The sequence below is a fragment of the Burkholderia sp. AU33803 genome, assembly GCF_002223095.1.
Classification (GTDB): domain Bacteria; phylum Pseudomonadota; class Gammaproteobacteria; order Burkholderiales; family Burkholderiaceae; genus Burkholderia.
In genome coordinates this window covers 193,508-210,973 of record NZ_NKFJ01000004.1, presented here as the reverse complement: position 1 = coordinate 210,973, position 17,466 = coordinate 193,508, and the positions used below count along the sequence as shown (strand labels likewise).

The window sequence follows — 17,466 nt, the reverse complement described above, 5'->3', positions numbered from 1 at the left end:
GCATGAACATCATCGAACCCGGCATCCGCAACCTCGCGCTGGCGAAGGACATCCTGCTCACGCCGTACGGCCTCGACGAAAGCCTGCTCACGCGCACGATCGCCGACATCTTCACGCATCGCGTCGACTACGCGGACCTGTACTTCCAGGCGACCCGCAGCGAAGCGTGGAGCCTCGAGGAAGGCATCGTCAAATCGGGCAGCTTCAGCATCGACCAGGGCGTCGGCGTGCGCGCGGTCGCGGGCGACCGCACCGCGTTCGCGTATTCCGACGACCTGTCGCCGGAAGCGATCGCGCAAGCCGCGGCGGCCACCAAGGCAATCGCGGCGGCCGGCGGCGGCCGCCAGAAGATCAAGGCGGCATCGTCGCTGAAGGGCATCTCGGGCCGCGACCTGTACCTGCCGTCCGATCCGCTCGCGTCGCTCGACGCGACGGCCAAGGTCAAGCTGCTCGAGCGCATCGAGCAGATGGCACGCGGCCGCGACCCGCGCATCACGCAGGTGATGGCAGGCCTCGCCGGCGAATACGACGTCGTGCTGGTCGCGCGCAGCGACGGTGCGCTCGCGGCCGACATCCGCCCGCTCGTGCGCGTGTCGGTCACGGTGATCGCCGAGCAGAACGGCCGCCGCGAGATCGGCTCCGGCGGCGGCGGCGGCCGCTTCGACTACGGCTACTTCACCGACGACGTGCTGTCGCGCTACGTCGACGACGCCGTGCATGCGGCGCTCGTGAACCTCGACGCGCGCCCCGCGCCGGCCGGCGCGATGACGGTCGTGCTCGGGCCGGGCTGGCCGGGCGTGCTGCTGCACGAGGCGATCGGCCACGGCCTCGAGGGCGACTTCAACCGCAAGGGCTCGTCGGCATTCGCGGGCCGGATCGGCGAGCGCGTCGCCGCGAAGGGCGTGACGGTGGTCGACGACGGCACGCTGCCGAACCGCCGCGGCTCGCTGAACATCGACGACGAAGGCAACCCGACGCAGTGCACGACGCTGATCGAGGACGGCATCCTGAAGGGCTACATCCAGGACACGCTGAACGCGCGCCTGATGAAGATGCCGGTTACCGGCAACGCGCGCCGCGAGTCGTACGCGGCGCTGCCGATGCCGCGCATGACGAACACGTACATGCTGAACGGCGACAAGGATCCGCAGGAAATCATCGCATCGGTGAAGAACGGCCTGTACGCGGTGAACTTCGGCGGCGGCCAGGTCGACATCACGAACGGCAAGTTCGTGTTCTCGGCGTCCGAGGCGTACATGATCGAGAACGGCAAGATCACCTACCCGGTGAAGGGCGCGACGCTGATCGGCAGCGGCCCCGAATCGCTGAAGGACGTGAGCATGATCGGCAACGACATGTCGCTCGACTCGGGTGTCGGCGTGTGCGGCAAGGAAGGCCAGAGCGTGCCGGTCGGCGTCGGCCAGCCGACCCTGCGGATCGACCGGATGACGGTCGGCGGTACGGCATAACCGCATCGCGGCGCAGACATTCCGCGCATTTTGAAGAAAACGCGCGGAATGTCCGCATTTTCGACGTGTCCCGGTTGCCAGCCGACCGGCGACCGGGTATAAATTCCGAATCAACTTTTTTGACGAACCGAATCTCCGTCATGTCCGCCAAGTTTTACTTTTACTTTTTTTGGTATCTCAGACCGCTGGCGGATCGAGAGGGTTGATGGCGCGTAAAGCGCAACCGAAATTCCCGAAAAAACCGCCGGCGAACCCGGCGGTTTTTTTTCGCCCTTCGCCACCCGGTTGCCGCCGCAGCGGTCCCGCGGCCCCGACCGACACCACTGAATTGCTTGAATTGATGAATCTGCCGCACGCGCACTCGCACTGACCGAACCGCGCCCGGAACCAAGGAGAAACAGCATGCCCCCGCACAACACCGACGACGTCCGCATTCGCGAACTCAAGGAACTGACGCCGCCCGCCCACCTGATCCGCGAATTCGCGTGCTCCGAAGCCGCGTCCGAGCTGATCTACAACTCGCGCCAGTCGATGCACCGCATCCTGCACGGGATGGACGACCGGCTGATCGTCGTGATCGGGCCGTGCTCGATCCATGACACGAAGGCGGCGATCGAATACGCGGGCCGGCTGGTGAAGGAGCGCGAGCGCTTCAAGGGCGAACTGGAAATCGTGATGCGCGTGTACTTCGAGAAGCCGCGTACGACGGTGGGCTGGAAGGGCCTCATCAACGATCCGCACCTCGACAACAGCTTCAAGATCAACGAAGGGCTGCGCACCGCGCGCGAGCTGCTGCTGCAGATCAACGAGATGGGGCTGCCGGCCGCGACCGAATACCTCGACATGATCAGCCCGCAGTACATCGCCGACCTGATCTCGTGGGGCGCGATCGGCGCGCGCACGACGGAATCGCAGGTGCACCGCGAGCTCGCGTCGGGGCTGTCGTGCCCGGTCGGCTTCAAGAACGGCACCGACGGCAACGTGAAGATCGCGGTCGATGCGATCAAGGCCGCGTCGCAGCCGCACCATTTCCTGTCGGTGACGAAGGGTGGCCATTCGGCGATCGTGTCGACGGCGGGCAACGAGGACTGCCACGTGATCCTGCGCGGCGGCAAGGCGCCGAACTACGACGCGGACAGCGTGAACGCCGCGTGCGCGGACATCGGCAAGGCCGGCCTCGCCGCGCGCCTGATGATCGACGCGAGCCACGCGAACAGCTCGAAGAAGCACGAGAACCAGATCCCCGTCTGTGCCGACATCGGCCGCCAGATCGCGGCCGGCGACGCTCGCATCGTCGGCGTGATGATCGAATCGCATCTCGTCGAGGGGCGCCAGGACCTGAAGGAAGGCTGCGCGCTGACCTACGGCCAGAGCATCACCGACGCGTGCATCGCATGGGACGACAGCGTGAAGGTGCTCGAAGGCCTCGCGGAATCGGTGAAGGCGCGCCGCGTCACGCGCGGCAGCGGGAACTGACGGACGCAAACAGGCTGGCCGCATGACCCCGCCTGTCGGTGGATTGGCCGTGCGGCCAGCGCGCGGTCGTCATTTCGCTCTGCTAGACTAGCTAACGTTATCTAGCTAACCAGGGGAGCGACGATGCCGACCGTCAACATGCACGATGCCAAGTCGCGGCTCTCAAGCCTCGTCGAAGCGCTTGAATTGGGGCGCGAGTCCGAAATCGTGATCGCCCGCAATGGTCATCCGGTTGCGCGGATCGTTCCTTACGCGGCGCCGAAGCGAATCGGCGCCGCTCGTCAATTGCTTGCCGGGCTGAACATCCCGACAACCGTCGAGGCATTCAATGCCGGTGACGAATCGATCGCGGCCGACTTCGATGCCAGTTCGGAACAGGGGCTCGCACCGTGAAGCTGCTGCTCGATACGCACATCGCACTCTGGGCGGCTGAAGGCGCACCTCAACTTTCGGCGACCGCCGCCGCGTTGATCGAGCATCCCGAGAACACGCTGTACGTCAGCGCCGCGTCCATCTGGGAAATCGCGATCAAATACCGCAAAGGCAATCTGCCCGTTCACCCACGTGATGCACGCTCGGCATTTCGGCTCGCCGGTTTTGCGGAGTTACCGATCAGCAGCGATCACGTCGAAGGTGTCGCCGCGTTGCCCGATTTTCCAGATCACGCCGATCCGTTCGACCGCGTGATGGTCGCGCAGGCGCTCCATGAAGGCATGCCGCTCGTCAGTGCCGATCCGAAAGTGTGGCGCTATCACGCGACGCTGATGCTGCGCGCCTGACGCCCTATGCGCTCAACAAAAAGCCCGGCTCGGCCGGGCTTTTTCATTGGCCGGAGCCCCTCCGCCAGGGCATCACTCGAGCGCGCCCGAGCCGAAGATCTCGGTATTCACGCGTTCCGGCGCGACGCCCAGCGCGACGAGCGCGTCACGCTGCGCCTTCATGAACCCGATCGGGCCGCAGATGTAGTAGTCGGCGTCCGGCACGAGCGCGTATTGCTGCATGCGTTCCGGCGTGAGGCGCCCTTCCAGGTCGTGGTCGATGCCGGCGCGATCGTTCGGGCCGACCCGCTCGTACACCACCGTGCGCTTGACGTTCGCATGGTCGCGCACCGTATCGTTCAGCCAGTCGCGGAACGCGTGCACCGCGCCTGAGCGGCAGGCATGGACGAACCGCACCTCGCGCCGGCTGCCCTCGGCGATCAGCGTCGACGCCATCGACATCATCGGCGTGATGCCGACGCCGCCGGAGATCAGCACCACCGGCGTCTCGACGCCACGCTTCAGCGAGAAGTCGCCCATCGGCGCGGTCACTTCGACGATCGCGCCCTCTTCGACGCCGTCGTGCATCAGCGTCGACACCTTGCCGGCCGGAATGACTTCCGGCTTGCCGGCTTCACGCTTCACCGAGATGCGCAGCCACTTGCCGTGCGGCGCGTCGGACAGGCTGTACTGGCGGGGCTGGTCGACGCCCAGGTCGCCAACGAAGCGCTTCACCGTGATGTACTGGCCAGGCTCGAACGTGGGCGCCGCGCCGCCGTCGGCCGGTGTCAGGTAGAACGACGTGATCTCGTCGCTTTCGCGCACCTTGCGCTCGACCTTGAACGGACGGAACCCGCTCCACGCGGCGCCCGCGTACAGGTCGGCCTCGACGCCGATCAGGATCTGCGCGAGCTGGCCGTACGCCACGCGCCACGCCTCGAGGGTTTCGGCATCGACCGCGTCGCCCAGCACTTCGACGATCGACGCGAGCAGGTTCTCGCCGACGATCGGGTAATGCTCGGGGCGGATGTTCAGGCTCGCGTGCTTGTGCGCGATCCGGGTCACGGCGCCGCCCAGCGCGCCGAGGTTGTCGATGTTCGCCGCATACGCGTAGACGGCCTTCGCGAGCGTTTCCGGTTGGCTGCCCGTCTTCTGGTGCGTCTGGTTGAACAGGTTCTTCAGTTCCGGATGGCGCGCGAACATGCGCTGGTAGAAATGCTTCGTGATCGTCGCGCCGTGCACGGCGAGGACAGGGGCAGTGGCCTTCACGCGAGCCATCTGGTCAGCAGTGATGTGGGTCATGTTCGTTCTCCGTTAAACATGCACACACCATACATCTTTAAAAATGAACGCTCCCCGGGCAAATTGTCGCAGTGCGTCAAAGGGGCAAACCGTCAGCGGACGCGGCCGCGCTCCCACAGCACGTCGGACCCGCCGTCGGTGCGGTTCAGCACGCGGGCCAGCACGAACAGCAGGTCCGACAGCCGGTTCACGTAGCGCCGCGGCGCGTCGTTGAGCGTCTCGGTGCGCCCGAGCGCGACGATCGAACGCTCCGCGCGGCGGCATACGGTTCGGCACACGTGCGCGAGCGACGCCGCGCGCGAGCCGGCCGGCAGGATGAATTCCTTCAGCGGCGGCAGCGTCGCGTTGTAGTCGGCGAGCCAGCGGTCGAGACGCGCGAGATGCGTGTCGTCGAGCACGGAATGGCCGGGAATGCACAGTTCGCCGCCGAGATCGAACAGGTCGTGCTGGATCGTCACGAGCGCCGTGCGGATCTCGTCCGGCAGCGTTTCGGCGAGCAGCACGCCGAGGTTCGAGTTCAGTTCGTCGACGTCGCCGATCGCGGCGATCCGCGTATCGTCCTTGCCGATGCGCCGGCCGTCGCCGAGCCCGGTGGTGCCATCGTCGCCCGTGCGCGTGGCGATCTTGCTCAAGCGGTTGCCCATGCGAATGTCCTCTCGTGCGTGGCCGCGACGCGGCCCGGTTGCGTTCGAACGCGATTATCGCAGCCCGCGGAGGCGGGCGCAGCGGGCGTTACAGCGTAGAATGGGCCGAAACCCTGCAGCACGGGAGCCGGGCCGGCGCCAACGCGCTCACCCGGATCGACAAGGAGACGTACGTGAATCACCCTGCCCAGCCGGCCGCCACGCGCCGCCCCCTTCCCCCTGCCATGCTCGATGCGCTGCGCGCCGCCTTCGGCGAGCGCGTGTCGACCGCTGACGCCGTCCGCGCCCACCACGGCCGCGACGAATCGCCGTTCGACCCGCAACTGCCCGACGCCGTCGTGTTCGCGCACAGCGCGGACGACGTGCGCGAAGTCGTGTCGCTGTGCTCGCTGTACAGCGTGCCGCTGATCCCGTACGGCGCCGGCTCGTCGCTCGAGGGCCATCTGCTCGCGGTGCGCGGCGGCGTGTCGCTCGACCTGTCGGAAATGAACCGCGTGCTGTCGATCAACGCCGAAGACCTGACCGTGACGGTGGAACCGGGCATCACGCGCAAGGCGCTCAACGAAGCGCTGCGCGACACCGGCCTGTTCTTCCCGATCGACCCGGGCGCCGACGCGAGCATCGGCGGGATGACCGCCACGCGCGCGTCGGGCACCAACGCCGTGCGCTACGGCACGATGCGCGAGAACGTGCTCGGCCTGACCGCCGTGCTCGCCGACGGCCGCGTGGTGAAAACCGGCTCGCGCGCCCGCAAGTCGTCGGCCGGCTACGACCTCACGCGCCTGTTCGTCGGCTCCGAAGGCACGCTCGGCGTGATCACCGAGATCACGCTGCGCCTGCATCCGCTGCCCGAAGCCGTATCCGCCGCGATCTGCACGTTCCCGTCGATGGGCGACGCGGTGCGCACCGTGATCGAGACGATCCAGATCGGCGTGCCGATCGCGCGCGTCGAATTCGTCGACGCGCTCGCGGTGCGCTCGATCAACCGCCATTCGAACCTGACGCTCGCCGAAGCGCCGACGCTGTTCTTCGAATTCCACGGCACCGAGGCCGGCGTGAAGGAACAGGCCGAGCTCGTCCAGGCGCTCGCCGGCCAGAACAACGGTCAGGGCTTCGAATGGGCCACCCGCCCCGAGGACCGCAGCCGGCTCTGGGCCGCCCGCCACAACGCGTATTTCGCGATGCTGCAGTTGAAACCCGGCTGCCGCGCGGTGACGACCGACGTGTGCGTGCCGATCTCGCAGCTCGCCGCGTGCGTCGAGGAAACCGAGGTCGACCTGCGCGCGTCGTCGCTGCCCTGCCCGATCGTCGGCCACGTCGGCGACGGCAACTTCCACGTCGCGATCCTGATCGACCCCGACAAGCCCGAGGAAATCGCCGAAGCCGAGCACATCAACGACCGGATCGTCGAGCGCGCGCTGCGCCTCGGCGGCACCTGTACGGGCGAGCACGGCGTCGGGCTGCACAAGATGCGCTTCCTGCCGAAGGAGCACGGCGACAACGCGATCGATACGATGCGTGCGATCAAGCTCGCGCTCGATCCGCGCAACCTGATGAATCCGGGCAAGATTTTCACGTGCTGACACGGCGGCGCGACGCCGCGCCGCCTGCTGCAGGAGACCCCATGAACGCTCCCGTCGAACTGTCGAGCGCGGCACGCGCGCAGCGTCAGCGCGAAGTCGTGCAGGCGCTGATGGCCGTGCTGCCGACGCACTGCCTGCTGTACCGCGACGAAGACACGGCGCCGTACGAATGCGACGGCCTGTCGGCGTACCGCCGCCTGCCGCTCGCGGTCGCGCTGCCCGAAACGGAATCGCAGGTGCAGCGGATCGTGCAGATCTGCCGCCGCATGGAGGTGCCGATCGTGCCGCGCGGCGCGGGCACGAGCCTGTCGGGCGGCGCGTTGCCGATCGCGCTCGGCGTCGTGCTGTCGCTGGCGCGCTTCACGCGCATCGTCGAAGTCGATCCCTACGCGCGCACGGCGACCGTGCAGCCCGGCGTGCGCAACCTCGCGATCTCGGAAGCCGCCGCGCCGTACGGCCTGTATTACGCGCCCGATCCGTCGTCGCAGATCGCGTGCACGATCGGCGGCAACGTCGCGGAAAATTCCGGCGGCGTCCACTGCCTGAAATACGGGCTGACCGTGCACAACGTGATGCGCGTGCGCGCGGTGACGATCGACGGCGAGATCGTCGAATTCGGCTCGCTCGCGCTCGACATGCCGGGCCTCGACCTGCTCGCCGTGATGATCGGCAGCGAAGGGATGTTCGCGATCGTCACCGAGGTCACGGTGAAACTGATCCCGAAACCGCAAACGGCCCAGCTCGTGATGGCGAGCTTCGACGACGTCGTCAAGGGCGGCGAGGCCGTCGCGGCGATCATCGCGTCGGGCATCATCCCGGCCGGGCTCGAAATGATGGACAAGCCGGCCACGCAGGCCGTCGAGTCCTTCACGCATGCCGGCTACGACCTCGACGCGAAGGCGATCCTGCTGTGCGAATCGGACGGCACGCCGGAAGAAGTCGCCGAGGAGATCGTGCGGATGACGGCCGTGTTGCGCGAGCATGGCGCGACACGCATCCAGGTATCGCGCAACGAGAGCGAGCGGCTGCGCTACTGGTCGGGCCGCAAGAACGCGTTCCCGGCCGCCGGCCGGATTTCGCCCGACTATTACTGCATGGACGGCACCGTGCCGCGCCGCGCGATCGGCCCGCTGCTCGCGCGCATCGAACAGCTCGAAACGCGCTACGGGCTGCGCTGCATCAACGTGTTCCATGCGGGCGACGGCAACATGCATCCGCTGATCCTGTACAACGCGAACGATCCGGACGAGCTGCACCGTGCCGAGCAGTTCGGCGCGGAAATCCTCGAATGCTGCGTGGAATTCGGCGGCAGCGTGACGGGCGAGCACGGCGTCGGCATCGAGAAGCTCAATTCGATGTGCGTACAGTTCTCGCCGCAGGAGCGCGATGCGTTCTTCGCCGTCAAGCGCGCGTTCGATCCGGCGGGGCTGCTGAACCCGGACAAGGGCATCCCGACCCGCGCGCGCTGCGCCGAGTACGGTCGCCAGCACGTGCGCGGGGGGCTGCTGCCGCACCCCAACCTGCCGCGCTTCTGAGCCTCACCCTCGGTACGCGGCCGGTGCCGGCGGGCGGATCACGGCGGCGGGACGCGCCCGCGCGGCCCGCTCGAGCGACGGCGCAAGCTTGCGGCCTGCAATACGGGGCTTAGGGATAGTCGCGATGTGGATTCGCGCCACCCCGGTACAATCGACCGAACAACAAGTCGAGGCAGCAACAGAACATGGAAGAGGACGACATCGTCGCCGGATGGGCCGAGCGTGTCCGCGCCGCCAGTGCCGACGGCCGGCCGCTGCGGATTCGCGGCGGCGGCACCAAGGACTGGTACGGCCAGGCGCTCGAGGGCGAAATACTCGACACGCGCGCGTTTCAGGGCGTGGTGTCGTACGACCCGGCCGAACTCGTCGTCACGGTCCGCGCGGGCACGCCGCTCGCGCAGCTTGAAACCGTCCTCGCCGAGTGCGGCCAGATGCTGCCGTTCGAGCCGCCGCATTTCGGCCGGGCGGCCACCGTCGGCGGCTGCGTCGCGGCCGGCCTGGCGGGCCCGCGACGCGCCACCTGCGGCGCGCCGCGCGATTTCGTGCTCGGCGTCACGCTGATGAACGGCCGCGGCGAAATGCTGCGGTTCGGCGGTCAGGTCGTGAAGAACGTCGCCGGCTACGACGTGTCGCGGCTGATGGCCGGCGCGCTCGGCACGCTCGGGCTGATGCTCGACCTGTCGATCAAGGTGCTGCCGATGCCCGTCGCCGAAGTCACGCTGAAGTTCGAGATGACCGCGACCGACGCGGTGCGCAAGCTCAACGAATGGGGCGGCCATCCGCTGCCCGTCAGCGCGAGCGGCTGGCGCAACGGCACGCTCGTGCTGCGCCTGTCGGGCGCCGAAGCGGCCGTGAAAGCCGCGAAGACGCTGCTCGGCGGCGAAGTCGTCGACGCGGTCGAAGCCGAACGCTTCTGGGCCGGCCTGCGCGAGCATACCGACCCGTTCTTCAACGGCATCCCGCCCGGCTACGCGCTGTGGCGCCTCGCGCTGCCGTCCATCACCGAACCGATGCACCTGCCCGGCACCCAGCTGATGGAATGGGGGGGCGCGCAGCGCTGGTGGATCACCGACGCCGACGCGCAGACCGTGCGAATGAGCGCGAAACAGGCCGGCGGCCACGCGACGCTGTTCCGCGCGGGCGACGCGTACGACCGCAGCGCGGGCGTGTTCACGCCGCTCCCCGCCCCGATGATGAAAATCCACCGCGGGCTGAAGGCCGCGTTCGATCCCGCGCGCATCTTCAACCGCGGCCGGCTCTACCCCGATCTCTGAGGGCTCGATGCAAACGAACCTCGCCGATTTCATCCGCAATACGCCCGACGGCGACGAAGCCGACGCGATATTGCGCAAGTGCGTGCATTGCGGGTTCTGCACCGCGACCTGCCCGACCTATCAGTTGCTCGGCGACGAACTCGACGGCCCGCGCGGCCGGATCTACCTGATCAAGCAGATGGTCGAAGGCGCACCCGTCACGCGCAGCACGCAGCAGCACCTCGACCGCTGCCTCACGTGCCGCAGCTGCGAGACGACCTGCCCGTCCGGCGTCCAGTACGGCCGGCTCGTCGAGATCGGCCGCAAGCACGTCGAGGCGCAGGTGCAGCGCCCGGCGCAGCAGCGTCTCGTGCGCCGCCTGCTCGCGAGCCTGGTGCCGAACGAGGCGCTGTTCTCGCCGGTGATGCGGCTCGGCCAGCACGTGCGGCCGCTGCTGCCGAAGCGGCTGCGCGACAAGGTGCCGCCGCGCACGCGGCTGCTCGAATGGCCGCACCTCACGCATACGCGCAAGATGCTGATGCTCGGCGGCTGCGTGCAGCCGTCGATGCTGCCGAACATCAACATCGCGACCGCGCGCGTGCTGGACGCGCTCGGCATCGAGACGGTCGTCTCGCCCGACGCGGGCTGCTGCGGCGCGATCCGCCTGCACCTGAACTATCACGACGAAGCGCTCGACGATGCGCGCCGCAACATCGACGCGTGGTGGCCCCATGTCGAACAGGGTGTCGAGGCGATCGTGATGAACGCGTCGGGCTGCGGCGCGACGGTGCTCGAATACGCGCACCTGCTGCGCGACGACCCGGCCTACGCGGAGAAAGCGCAGCGCATCGTATCGCTCACGCGCGACATCTCCGACGTGCTGCTCGCGTTCGAGGCCGAGCTCGCGACGCTCGCGCGGCGGCGCGCGATCCATACGGTCGCGTACCACCCGCCGTGCACGCTGCAGCACGGCCAGCAGTCGCGCGGCAAGGTCGAACGCCTGCTCGAGACGCTCGGCATCGACGTGCGGCTGCCGGCCGACAGCCACCTGTGCTGCGGGTCGGCCGGCACCTATTCGCTGACGCAGCCGTCGCTGTCGTACCGGTTGCGCAAGCAGAAGCTGCTGAAGCTGCAGGCGCTCGAACCGCAGATGATCGTCTCCGGCAACATCGGCTGCATCGCGCACCTGCAAAGCGGCACGCAGATTCCGGTCAGCCACTGGATCCAGCTCGTCGAGCATCTGCTGTACGGCTAGCGCGTGCGCATACGAATGACGGGGGGACGCTGGGCGTCGCGCACGGCGTCCGTATAATGGGCGAATCGATGCGTCGCGTGCCGCGGCGCATCCGCACCATGCCCGCTTCCGTGCCTGCTTTCGTGCCCGTCATGTCCGATCTCGCCGCCCGTCTCGCCTCCGTTCATCGCCGCATCGCCGACGCCGCCCGCGCGGCCGGCCGCGATCCCGCCACCGTGTCGCTGCTCGCCGTGTCCAAGACGTTTCCCGCCGACGACGTGCGCGCCGCGCATGCGGCCGGGCAGCGTGCGTTCGGCGAAAACTACGTGCAGGAATCGATCGACAAGATCGACGCGCTCGCCGACCTGCGTGCGGACCTCGAATGGCATTTCATCGGGCCGCTGCAATCGAACAAGACGCGCCCCGTTGCCGAACGCTTCGACTGGGTCCATTCGGTCGACCGGCTGAAGATCGCGCAGCGCCTGTCGGAGCAGCGCCCCGCGCACCTGCCGCCGCTCAACGTGTGCGTGCAGGTGAACATCAGCGGCGAGGCGTCGAAGAGCGGCGTTGCGCCGGCCGACGTGGCCGAGGTTGCGCGCGCGGTCGCCGCGCTGCCGTCGCTGCGGCTGCGCGGGCTGATGGCGATTCCCGAACCGGCCGGCGACACCGACGCGCAACGCGCGCCGCATCGTGCGCTGCGCGCGCTGTTCGACACGTTGCGCGCCGACGGCCTGCCGCTCGACACGTTGTCGATGGGCATGTCCGCCGATCTGGACGCGGCCGTGCTCGAAGGCGCGACGGTCGTGCGCGTCGGCACCGCGATCTTCGGCGCGCGCGATTACTCGCACTGAACGCCACGCCCTTTTACGCCTTTCCGTTCACTCACTCGCTCAATCCGACATCATGAAAATCGCATTCATCGGCGGCGGCAACATGGCCGCGGCCCTGATCGGCGGCCTGATCAAGCGCGGCGTCGCCGCTGACGGCCTGTATGCCATCGACGTCAACGAAGAGGTGCGCACGCGCGCCGCCCAGCAGTTCGGCGTGCGCACCGGCGCGGCCATCGACGCGACGCTCGCCGACTACGACGCGGTCGTGCTCGCGGTGAAGCCGCAGGTACTGAAGGACGTCGCGCAGGCGCTCGCGCCGCACCTGAAGACGCAGCTCGTGATCAGCATCGCGGCCGGAATCCGCGGCAGCGATCTCGCGCGCTGGCTCGGCGACTACGCACGCGTCGTGCGCACGATGCCGAACACGCCCGCGCTCGTCGGCATGGGCGTGACGGGCCTCGCGGCGCTGCCGGGCGTCGACGCGGCGGGCCGCGAACTCGCGTCGAACGTGCTGGGTGCAGTCGGTGAAATCGTGTGGTTCGACGACGAGTCGAAGCTCGACGCCGTCACGGCCATTTCGGGCAGCGGCCCGGCCTACGTGTTCTATTTCATCGAAGCGTTGCAGGAAGCCGCGCGCCAGCTCGGCATGAACGACGAACAGGGCCGTGCGCTCGCGGTCGCGACGTTCACGGGCGCCGCGCAACTCGCCGCGCAATCGGGCGAGCCGGCAAGCGTGCTGCGCGAGCGCGTGACGTCGAAGGGCGGCACGACGGCCGCCGCGCTCGCGTCGTTCGACGCGCAACGCGTGAAGGATGCGATCGTGCGCGGCGCACTCGCGGCCGAAGCGCGCGCGAAGGAAATGGGCGACGAGCTCGGCCGCGCATAAACGCGCCGGCGGTGCCGGCCCGGCGCACGCTTCATGCGTTGGGCGCCCCGCCCCGTCATGCTGACGTGCACGAACAACAAAAAAGCGGCCCAGGCCGCTTTTTTGTTGGTACCGCGTTCCGCACCGCCTACCGCCTGCGGTGAGACCGCGACATTCAGCTCCCCGCCAGCAGGTAATGCACGGCGATCCCGGCGAACAGCACGCCGCCGAGCCAGTTGTTGTGCCGGAATGCCGCGAAGCACGGCATCCGCTCGCGGTCCTTGATCAGCGTGTAGTGATACAGCGCGCAACCGACCGCCGCCGCCCAGCCGGCCCAGTATGCGAGGCCGAAGCCGAGCGTCACCCCGATCCACACGTAGATGCCGAGCGTCACCGCGTAGCACAGCATCACGGCCGCGACGTCGAAGCGGCCGAACGTCAGCGCGGACGTGCGGATGCCGATCTTGATGTCGTCGTCGCGATCGACCATCGCGTATTCGGTGTCGTACGCGACCGACCAGAAAATGTTCGCGACCAGCATCACCCACGCGATCGTCGGCACCGTGTCCTGCACGGCCGCGAACGCCATCGGGATGCCGAAGCCGAATGCGATGCCCAGATAGGCCTGCGGAATCGCGAAGAAGCGCTTCATGAACGGATACGAGCCCGCGACGAACAGCGCGACGACGGACAGCTGCTTCGTCAGCGTGTTGAGCGGCAGGATCAGCAGGAACGAGATGAAGGCGAGCCCGACCGCGATCGCGATGGCTTCCCATGCGCGGATCTTGCCCGACGTCAGCGGCCGGTCGGCCGTGCGCTTCACGTGGCGGTCGAAGTCGCGGTCGGCGTAGTCGTTCATCGCGCAACCGGCCGAGCGCATCAGCAGCGTGCCGAGCGAGAAGATCACGAGCAGCGGCCAGCGCGGATGGCCGTCGGACGCGATCCACAGCGCGTTGAGCGTCGGCCACAGCAGCAGCAGGCTGCCGATCGGCTTGTCCATCCGGACGAGCCGCAGATACAGGGGAAAGCGGGCAAGCATGGCGAAGCACCGGGAAGATAACCCCGGCATTTTAGAGCCGAGCGGTGCTTCGCGTCATGTCGGCGCGGCCCGCGGGCGATCACGGCCGGACGCCGGCGCGCGGCCCGCGCCCGCTGCACGTGGCCGAGCCGCAACGCGCATCAATCAAGGGACAGAGCCGGCGCCCGGCACGGATCCGCGCCGGGCGCCGGACTGGGTTCGGCCCGGCGGCGGTGGATCAATCAGGGCCGGAGTCCCGATGCGCAGGCCTCGGCCAGCCTGCCGCGCGTTGCGCGCCTATGCGAGCAGCGACCGCAGCATCCACGCGGTTTTTTCATGAATCTGCAGACGCTGCGTCAGCAGGTCGGCGGTCGGCTCGTCGCTCGCCGCATCGGCAAGCGGAAAGATCGCACGCGCGGTGCGCACGACGGCCTCGTGCCCTTCGACGAGCTGGCGGATCATGTCTTCCGCGGCCGGCACGCCCTTCGCTTCCGGCACCGACGACAGTTTCGCGAAATCGCCGAAGGTGCCCGGCGCGACGACGCCGAGCGTGCGAATGCGTTCGGCCACCGAATCGACCGCGAGCCACAGTTCGTTGTACTGCTCCTCGAACATCAGGTGCAGTGTGTTGAACATCGGCCCCGTGACGTTCCAGTGGAAATTGTGGGTCTTCAGGTACAGCGTGAACGTGTCGGCAAGCAGGTGCGACAGGCCCTCCGCGATCTTCTTGCGGTCCTTGTCGCTGATGCCGATGTTGATCTGGGCAGCTTGAGCTTTCCTGGCCATGTTCGGACTCCTTATTCAATGAAGCAGGGCAACGAAAGTGAATCGGGACTACCTGCCTATTGATACCACACCTGCCGCACGCGCGTGGCGAGCGAAACGCCGCGCTCAGGCGGCCGCGATCGCGTGCAGCGCCTGCGACACCAGTTCGGCCGCACCGCCGATGACGATGGCGGATCCGACAACGTATCGCGCGACCTCGCCCGGCGTCGCCAGGGCAGCGCGCATGTTCTGCATCATTTGCGTCATGATCGTCACTCCTTCAACAAAACCCAGGGTCGGGAGAAACGGCCGGCCGGACGACCGGCCGTTTCCCGTTACTGCCTCACCGCACTACCGCGCGGCGACGCTTACGCGAGGTCGAAGCGGTCCAGGTTCATCACCTTGTTCCAGGCCGCGACGAAGTCGTGCGCGAACTTCTCCTTCGCATCCGCGCTGCCGTACACCTCGGCCAGCGCGCGCAGTTGCGCATGCGAGCCGAAGATCAGGTCGACGCGCGAGCCCGTCCACTTGACCTGGCCCGTTGCCCGATCGCGCCCTTCGAACACGTCGTTCGCGGCCGACACCGGCTTCCATTCCGTGCCCATGTCGAGCAGGTTCACGAAGAAGTCGTTCGTCAGCGCTTCCGGACGGTCGGTGAACACGCCCCGCTTCGCATCGCCGGCGTTCGCCCCCAGCACGCGCAGGCCACCGACGAGCACCGTCATCTCGGGCGCGGTCAGCGTCAGCAGTTGCGCCTTGTCGACCAGCAGCGCCTCGGCCGGCGTCTTGTACGCGCTCTTCAGGTAGTTGCGGAACCCGTCCGCCACCGGCTCGAGCACGGCCATCGCCTCGACATCGGTCTCTTCCTGCGACGCATCCGCACGGCCCGGTGCGAACGGCACCGTCACGGCGATACCCGCATTCTTCGCGGCCTGCTCGACGCCGGCCGCACCGGCCAGAACGATCAGGTCGGCGAGCGACACCTTCTTGCCGCCCGTCTGCGCATCGTTGAACGCCTTCTGCACGCCCTCGAGCGTCTCGAGCACCTTCGCGAGTTCAGCCGGACGGTTCACTTCCCAGTCCTTCTGCGGCGCCAGGCGGATCCGCGCACCGTTCGCACCGCCGCGCTTGTCCGACCCGCGGAACGTCGCAGCCGACGCCCAGGCGGTCGACACGAGCTGCGACACCGACAGGCCCGTGGCCAGCACCTTCGCCTTCAGCGCCGCGACGTCGGCTTCGTCGATCAGCGGGTGATCGACGGCCGGGATCGGGTCCTGCCACAGCAGGTGTTCCGCCGGCACGTCCGGACCGAGATAGCGGGAACGCGGGCCCATGTCGCGGTGCGTGAGCTTGAACCACGCGCGTGCGAACGCGTCGGCGAACTCGGCCGGGTTCTCGTAGAAACGGCGCGAAATCTTCTCGTAGGCCGGATCGAAACGCAGCGACAGGTCGGTCGTCAACATCGTCGGGCGATGCTTCTTCGACGCGTCGAACGCATCCGGAATCACTTCGCCTGCGTCCTTCGCGACCCACTGGTGCGCGCCGGCCGGGCTCTTCGTGAGCTCCCACTCGTAGCTGAACAGGTGCTTGAAGAAGTCGTTGCTCCACTGCGTCGGCGTCGAGGTCCACGTGACTTCGAGGCCGCTCGTGATGGCGTCCTTGCCCTTGCCCGTGCCGAACGTGCTCTTCCAGCCGAGCCCCTGCTCCTCGAGGCCCGCGGCTTCCGGCTCGGGGCCGACGTTCGACGCCGGACCGGCGCCGTGCGTCTTGCCGAACGTGTGGCCGCCCGCGATCAGCGCGACCGTCTCTTCGTCGTTCATCGCCATGCGCGCGAACGTCTCGCGGATGTCATGCGCGGCGGCGACCGGGTCGGGGTTGCCGTCCGGGCCTTCCGGGTTCACGTAGATGAGGCCCATCTGCACCGCGGCGAGCGGGCTTTCGAGCTCGCGCTTGCCGGAGTAGCGGCTGTTCGGGCCGCCGCTCAGTTCCAGCCAGATCTTTTCCGAACCCCAGTACACGTCGTCCGGTTCCCACGTATCGACGCGGCCGCCGGCGTAGCCGAAGGTCTTGAAGCCCATCGATTCGAGCGCGACGTTGCCGGTCAGGATCAGCAGGTCGGCCCACGAGATGTTGCGGCCGTACTTCTGCTTGATCGGCCACAGCAGGCGGCGCGCCTTGTCGAGACTGACGTTGTCCGGCCAGCTGTTGAGCGGCGCGAAGCGCTGCTGCCCGCCGCCCGCGCCGCCGCGGCCGTCGGCCGTGCGGTACGTGCCGGCGCTGTGCCAGGCCATGCGGACGAACAGGCCGCCATAGTGGCCGAAGTCGGCCGGCCACCAGTCCTGCGACGCCGTCATCAACGCGTGCAGGTCCTTCTTCACCGCCTCGAGGTCAAGCTTCTTGAACGCTTCGGCGTAGTCGAAATCCGGGTCCATCGGATCGGACAGCGCCGAATGCCGATGCAGGACGTTCAGGTTCAGCTGATTCGGCCACCAGTCCTTGTTCGTCGTGCCGCCACCAGCGGTGTGGTTGAACGGGCACTTCGTTTCGTTCGACATGCTTTTTCTCCTTGTCTTGCTCATAGGCCCCCACGTGCCTGGCGCGGTTCGTGGAGCATTGCGGGGGGATGAAACGGAACAGGCGGTTCCTCCTGTCGTACTACGGGACGTCGTGCGCGGCCTGCGACCCGCGTTCCCGCTGCGACGCGCCGCAGGCGGCGCGCTCGGGAACGCGGCTG

General features: G+C 67.9%; 17 protein-coding genes. 10 read left to right on the top strand and 7 right to left on the bottom strand.

Translation table 11 applies throughout. The annotated features are described in order from the left end of the window. Nucleotides 1-2 precede the first annotated feature (2 nt). Nucleotides 3-1,469, top strand: coding sequence for a metalloprotease TldD (gene tldD / locus CFB41_RS03380; RefSeq protein ID WP_039361365.1), 1,467 nt, complete (start codon nucleotides 3-5; stop codon nucleotides 1,467-1,469). A gap of 110 nt (nucleotides 1,470-1,579) precedes the next feature. Here the strand turns inward: tldD and CFB41_RS38040 are convergent, their stop codons facing one another. After that, nucleotides 1,580-1,873 carry a hypothetical protein gene (locus CFB41_RS38040; protein WP_179249952.1) on the bottom strand — a complete coding sequence of 98 codons (294 nt, stop codon included), beginning with the start codon at nucleotides 1,871-1,873 and terminating at the stop codon, nucleotides 1,580-1,582. On the opposite strand from CFB41_RS38040, the gene aroG reads away from it, so the two are divergent. The 3 genes from aroG to CFB41_RS03365 all read left to right on the top strand — a co-directional run bounded on the left by aroG (nucleotide 1,872) and on the right by CFB41_RS03365 (nucleotide 3,724). Beyond that, a complete protein-coding gene (aroG, locus tag CFB41_RS03375; RefSeq protein ID WP_089455614.1) occupies nucleotides 1,872-2,945 on the top strand; it encodes a 3-deoxy-7-phosphoheptulonate synthase AroG in 1,074 nt (357 codons plus the stop codon). The two genes, CFB41_RS38040 and aroG, sit on opposite strands and share 2 nt — an antisense overlap. 123 nt (nucleotides 2,946-3,068) lie before the next feature. Next, nucleotides 3,069-3,338, top strand: a complete 270-nt coding sequence (locus tag CFB41_RS03370) for a type II toxin-antitoxin system Phd/YefM family antitoxin (RefSeq protein ID WP_089439272.1) — start codon at nucleotides 3,069-3,071, stop codon at nucleotides 3,336-3,338. Next, on the top strand, nucleotides 3,335-3,724 hold the full coding sequence (locus tag CFB41_RS03365; protein WP_011351011.1) for a type II toxin-antitoxin system VapC family toxin: 390 nt from the start codon (nucleotides 3,335-3,337) through the stop codon (nucleotides 3,722-3,724). The genes CFB41_RS03370 and CFB41_RS03365 overlap by 4 nt, the downstream gene beginning before the upstream one ends. A 72-nt stretch (nucleotides 3,725-3,796) precedes the next feature. Here the strand turns inward: CFB41_RS03365 and hmpA are convergent, their stop codons facing one another. After that, complete coding sequence (gene hmpA, locus CFB41_RS03360; RefSeq protein WP_089455613.1) at nucleotides 3,797-5,005, bottom strand: NO-inducible flavohemoprotein; 1,209 nt, start codon at nucleotides 5,003-5,005, stop codon at nucleotides 3,797-3,799. 92 nt (nucleotides 5,006-5,097) lie between these two features. Further along, nucleotides 5,098-5,649 (bottom strand): cob(I)yrinic acid a,c-diamide adenosyltransferase, encoded by a 552-nt coding sequence (locus CFB41_RS03355; protein WP_089455612.1) that lies wholly within the window; start codon nucleotides 5,647-5,649, stop codon nucleotides 5,098-5,100. 173 nt (nucleotides 5,650-5,822) lie between these two features. Here CFB41_RS03355 and CFB41_RS03350 point away from each other — a divergent pair, with 173 nt between their 5' ends. The 6 genes from CFB41_RS03350 to proC all read left to right on the top strand — a co-directional run bounded on the left by CFB41_RS03350 (nucleotide 5,823) and on the right by proC (nucleotide 12,970). Next, nucleotides 5,823-7,232, top strand: a complete 1,410-nt coding sequence (locus tag CFB41_RS03350) for an FAD-binding oxidoreductase (RefSeq protein WP_047851128.1) — start codon at nucleotides 5,823-5,825, stop codon at nucleotides 7,230-7,232. 41 nt (nucleotides 7,233-7,273) lie between these two features. Beyond that, nucleotides 7,274-8,767, top strand: coding sequence for an FAD-linked oxidase C-terminal domain-containing protein (locus CFB41_RS03345; RefSeq protein ID WP_089455611.1), 1,494 nt, complete (start codon nucleotides 7,274-7,276; stop codon nucleotides 8,765-8,767). A 185-nt stretch (nucleotides 8,768-8,952) separates the two neighbouring features. Beyond that, a complete protein-coding gene (glcE, locus tag CFB41_RS03340) occupies nucleotides 8,953-10,041 on the top strand; it encodes a glycolate oxidase subunit GlcE (protein ID WP_089455610.1) in 1,089 nt (362 codons plus the stop codon). 7 nt (nucleotides 10,042-10,048) lie between these two features. After that, entirely contained in the window at nucleotides 10,049-11,275 is a 1,227-nt protein-coding gene (gene glcF / locus CFB41_RS03335) for a glycolate oxidase subunit GlcF (protein ID WP_089455609.1), read from the top strand. 131 nt (nucleotides 11,276-11,406) lie between these two features. After that, nucleotides 11,407-12,105, top strand: a complete 699-nt coding sequence (locus CFB41_RS03330; RefSeq protein ID WP_089456544.1) for a YggS family pyridoxal phosphate-dependent enzyme — start codon at nucleotides 11,407-11,409, stop codon at nucleotides 12,103-12,105. A 52-nt stretch (nucleotides 12,106-12,157) separates the two neighbouring features. Beyond that, complete coding sequence (gene proC / locus CFB41_RS03325; protein ID WP_089455608.1) at nucleotides 12,158-12,970, top strand: pyrroline-5-carboxylate reductase; 813 nt, start codon at nucleotides 12,158-12,160, stop codon at nucleotides 12,968-12,970. A 154-nt stretch (nucleotides 12,971-13,124) separates the two neighbouring features. Here proC and ubiA read toward each other — a convergent pair whose 3' ends face one another. From ubiA to katG, 4 genes are all read right to left on the bottom strand, one after another. Next, complete coding sequence (ubiA, locus tag CFB41_RS03320) at nucleotides 13,125-13,988, bottom strand: 4-hydroxybenzoate octaprenyltransferase (RefSeq protein ID WP_089424539.1); 864 nt, start codon at nucleotides 13,986-13,988, stop codon at nucleotides 13,125-13,127. A gap of 276 nt (nucleotides 13,989-14,264) precedes the next feature. After that, entirely contained in the window at nucleotides 14,265-14,753 is a 489-nt protein-coding gene (dpsA, locus tag CFB41_RS03315) for a non-specific DNA-binding protein DpsA (protein ID WP_089439266.1), read from the bottom strand. Between the two features lie 105 nt (nucleotides 14,754-14,858). Continuing rightward, a complete protein-coding gene (locus tag CFB41_RS38035) occupies nucleotides 14,859-14,999 on the bottom strand; it encodes a hypothetical protein (RefSeq protein WP_179243613.1) in 141 nt (46 codons plus the stop codon). 101 nt (nucleotides 15,000-15,100) lie between these two features. After that, nucleotides 15,101-17,287, bottom strand: a complete 2,187-nt coding sequence (katG, locus tag CFB41_RS03310) for a catalase/peroxidase HPI (protein ID WP_089455607.1) — start codon at nucleotides 17,285-17,287, stop codon at nucleotides 15,101-15,103. Nucleotides 17,288-17,466: the final 179 nt, after the last annotated feature.

Bases quoted from the DNA above. Each gene is read 5' to 3' on its own strand.
- proC (WP_089455608.1), top strand. From the start codon at position 12,158: ATGAAAATCGCATTCATCGGCGGCGGCAACATGGCCGCGGCCCTGATC.
- CFB41_RS03330 (WP_089456544.1), top strand. From the start codon at position 11,407: ATGTCCGATCTCGCCGCCCGTCTCGCCTCCGTTCATCGCCGCATCGCC.
- katG (WP_089455607.1), bottom strand. From the start codon at position 17,287: ATGTCGAACGAAACGAAGTGCCCGTTCAACCACACCGCTGGTGGCGGC.
- glcE (WP_089455610.1), top strand. From the start codon at position 8,953: ATGGAAGAGGACGACATCGTCGCCGGATGGGCCGAGCGTGTCCGCGCC.
- ubiA (WP_089424539.1), bottom strand. From the start codon at position 13,988: ATGCTTGCCCGCTTTCCCCTGTATCTGCGGCTCGTCCGGATGGACAAG.
- CFB41_RS03370 (WP_089439272.1), top strand. From the start codon at position 3,069: ATGCCGACCGTCAACATGCACGATGCCAAGTCGCGGCTCTCAAGCCTC.
- glcF (WP_089455609.1), top strand. From the start codon at position 10,049: ATGCAAACGAACCTCGCCGATTTCATCCGCAATACGCCCGACGGCGAC.
- CFB41_RS38035 (WP_179243613.1), bottom strand. From the start codon at position 14,999: ATGACGCAAATGATGCAGAACATGCGCGCTGCCCTGGCGACGCCGGGC.
- aroG (WP_089455614.1), top strand. From the start codon at position 1,872: ATGCCCCCGCACAACACCGACGACGTCCGCATTCGCGAACTCAAGGAA.
- hmpA (WP_089455613.1), bottom strand. From the start codon at position 5,005: ATGACCCACATCACTGCTGACCAGATGGCTCGCGTGAAGGCCACTGCC.
- dpsA (WP_089439266.1), bottom strand. From the start codon at position 14,753: ATGGCCAGGAAAGCTCAAGCTGCCCAGATCAACATCGGCATCAGCGAC.
- CFB41_RS03355 (WP_089455612.1), bottom strand. From the start codon at position 5,649: ATGGGCAACCGCTTGAGCAAGATCGCCACGCGCACGGGCGACGATGGC.
- CFB41_RS38040 (WP_179249952.1), bottom strand. From the start codon at position 1,873: ATGCTGTTTCTCCTTGGTTCCGGGCGCGGTTCGGTCAGTGCGAGTGCG.
- CFB41_RS03345 (WP_089455611.1), top strand. From the start codon at position 7,274: ATGAACGCTCCCGTCGAACTGTCGAGCGCGGCACGCGCGCAGCGTCAG.
- tldD (WP_039361365.1), top strand. From the start codon at position 3: ATGAACATCATCGAACCCGGCATCCGCAACCTCGCGCTGGCGAAGGAC.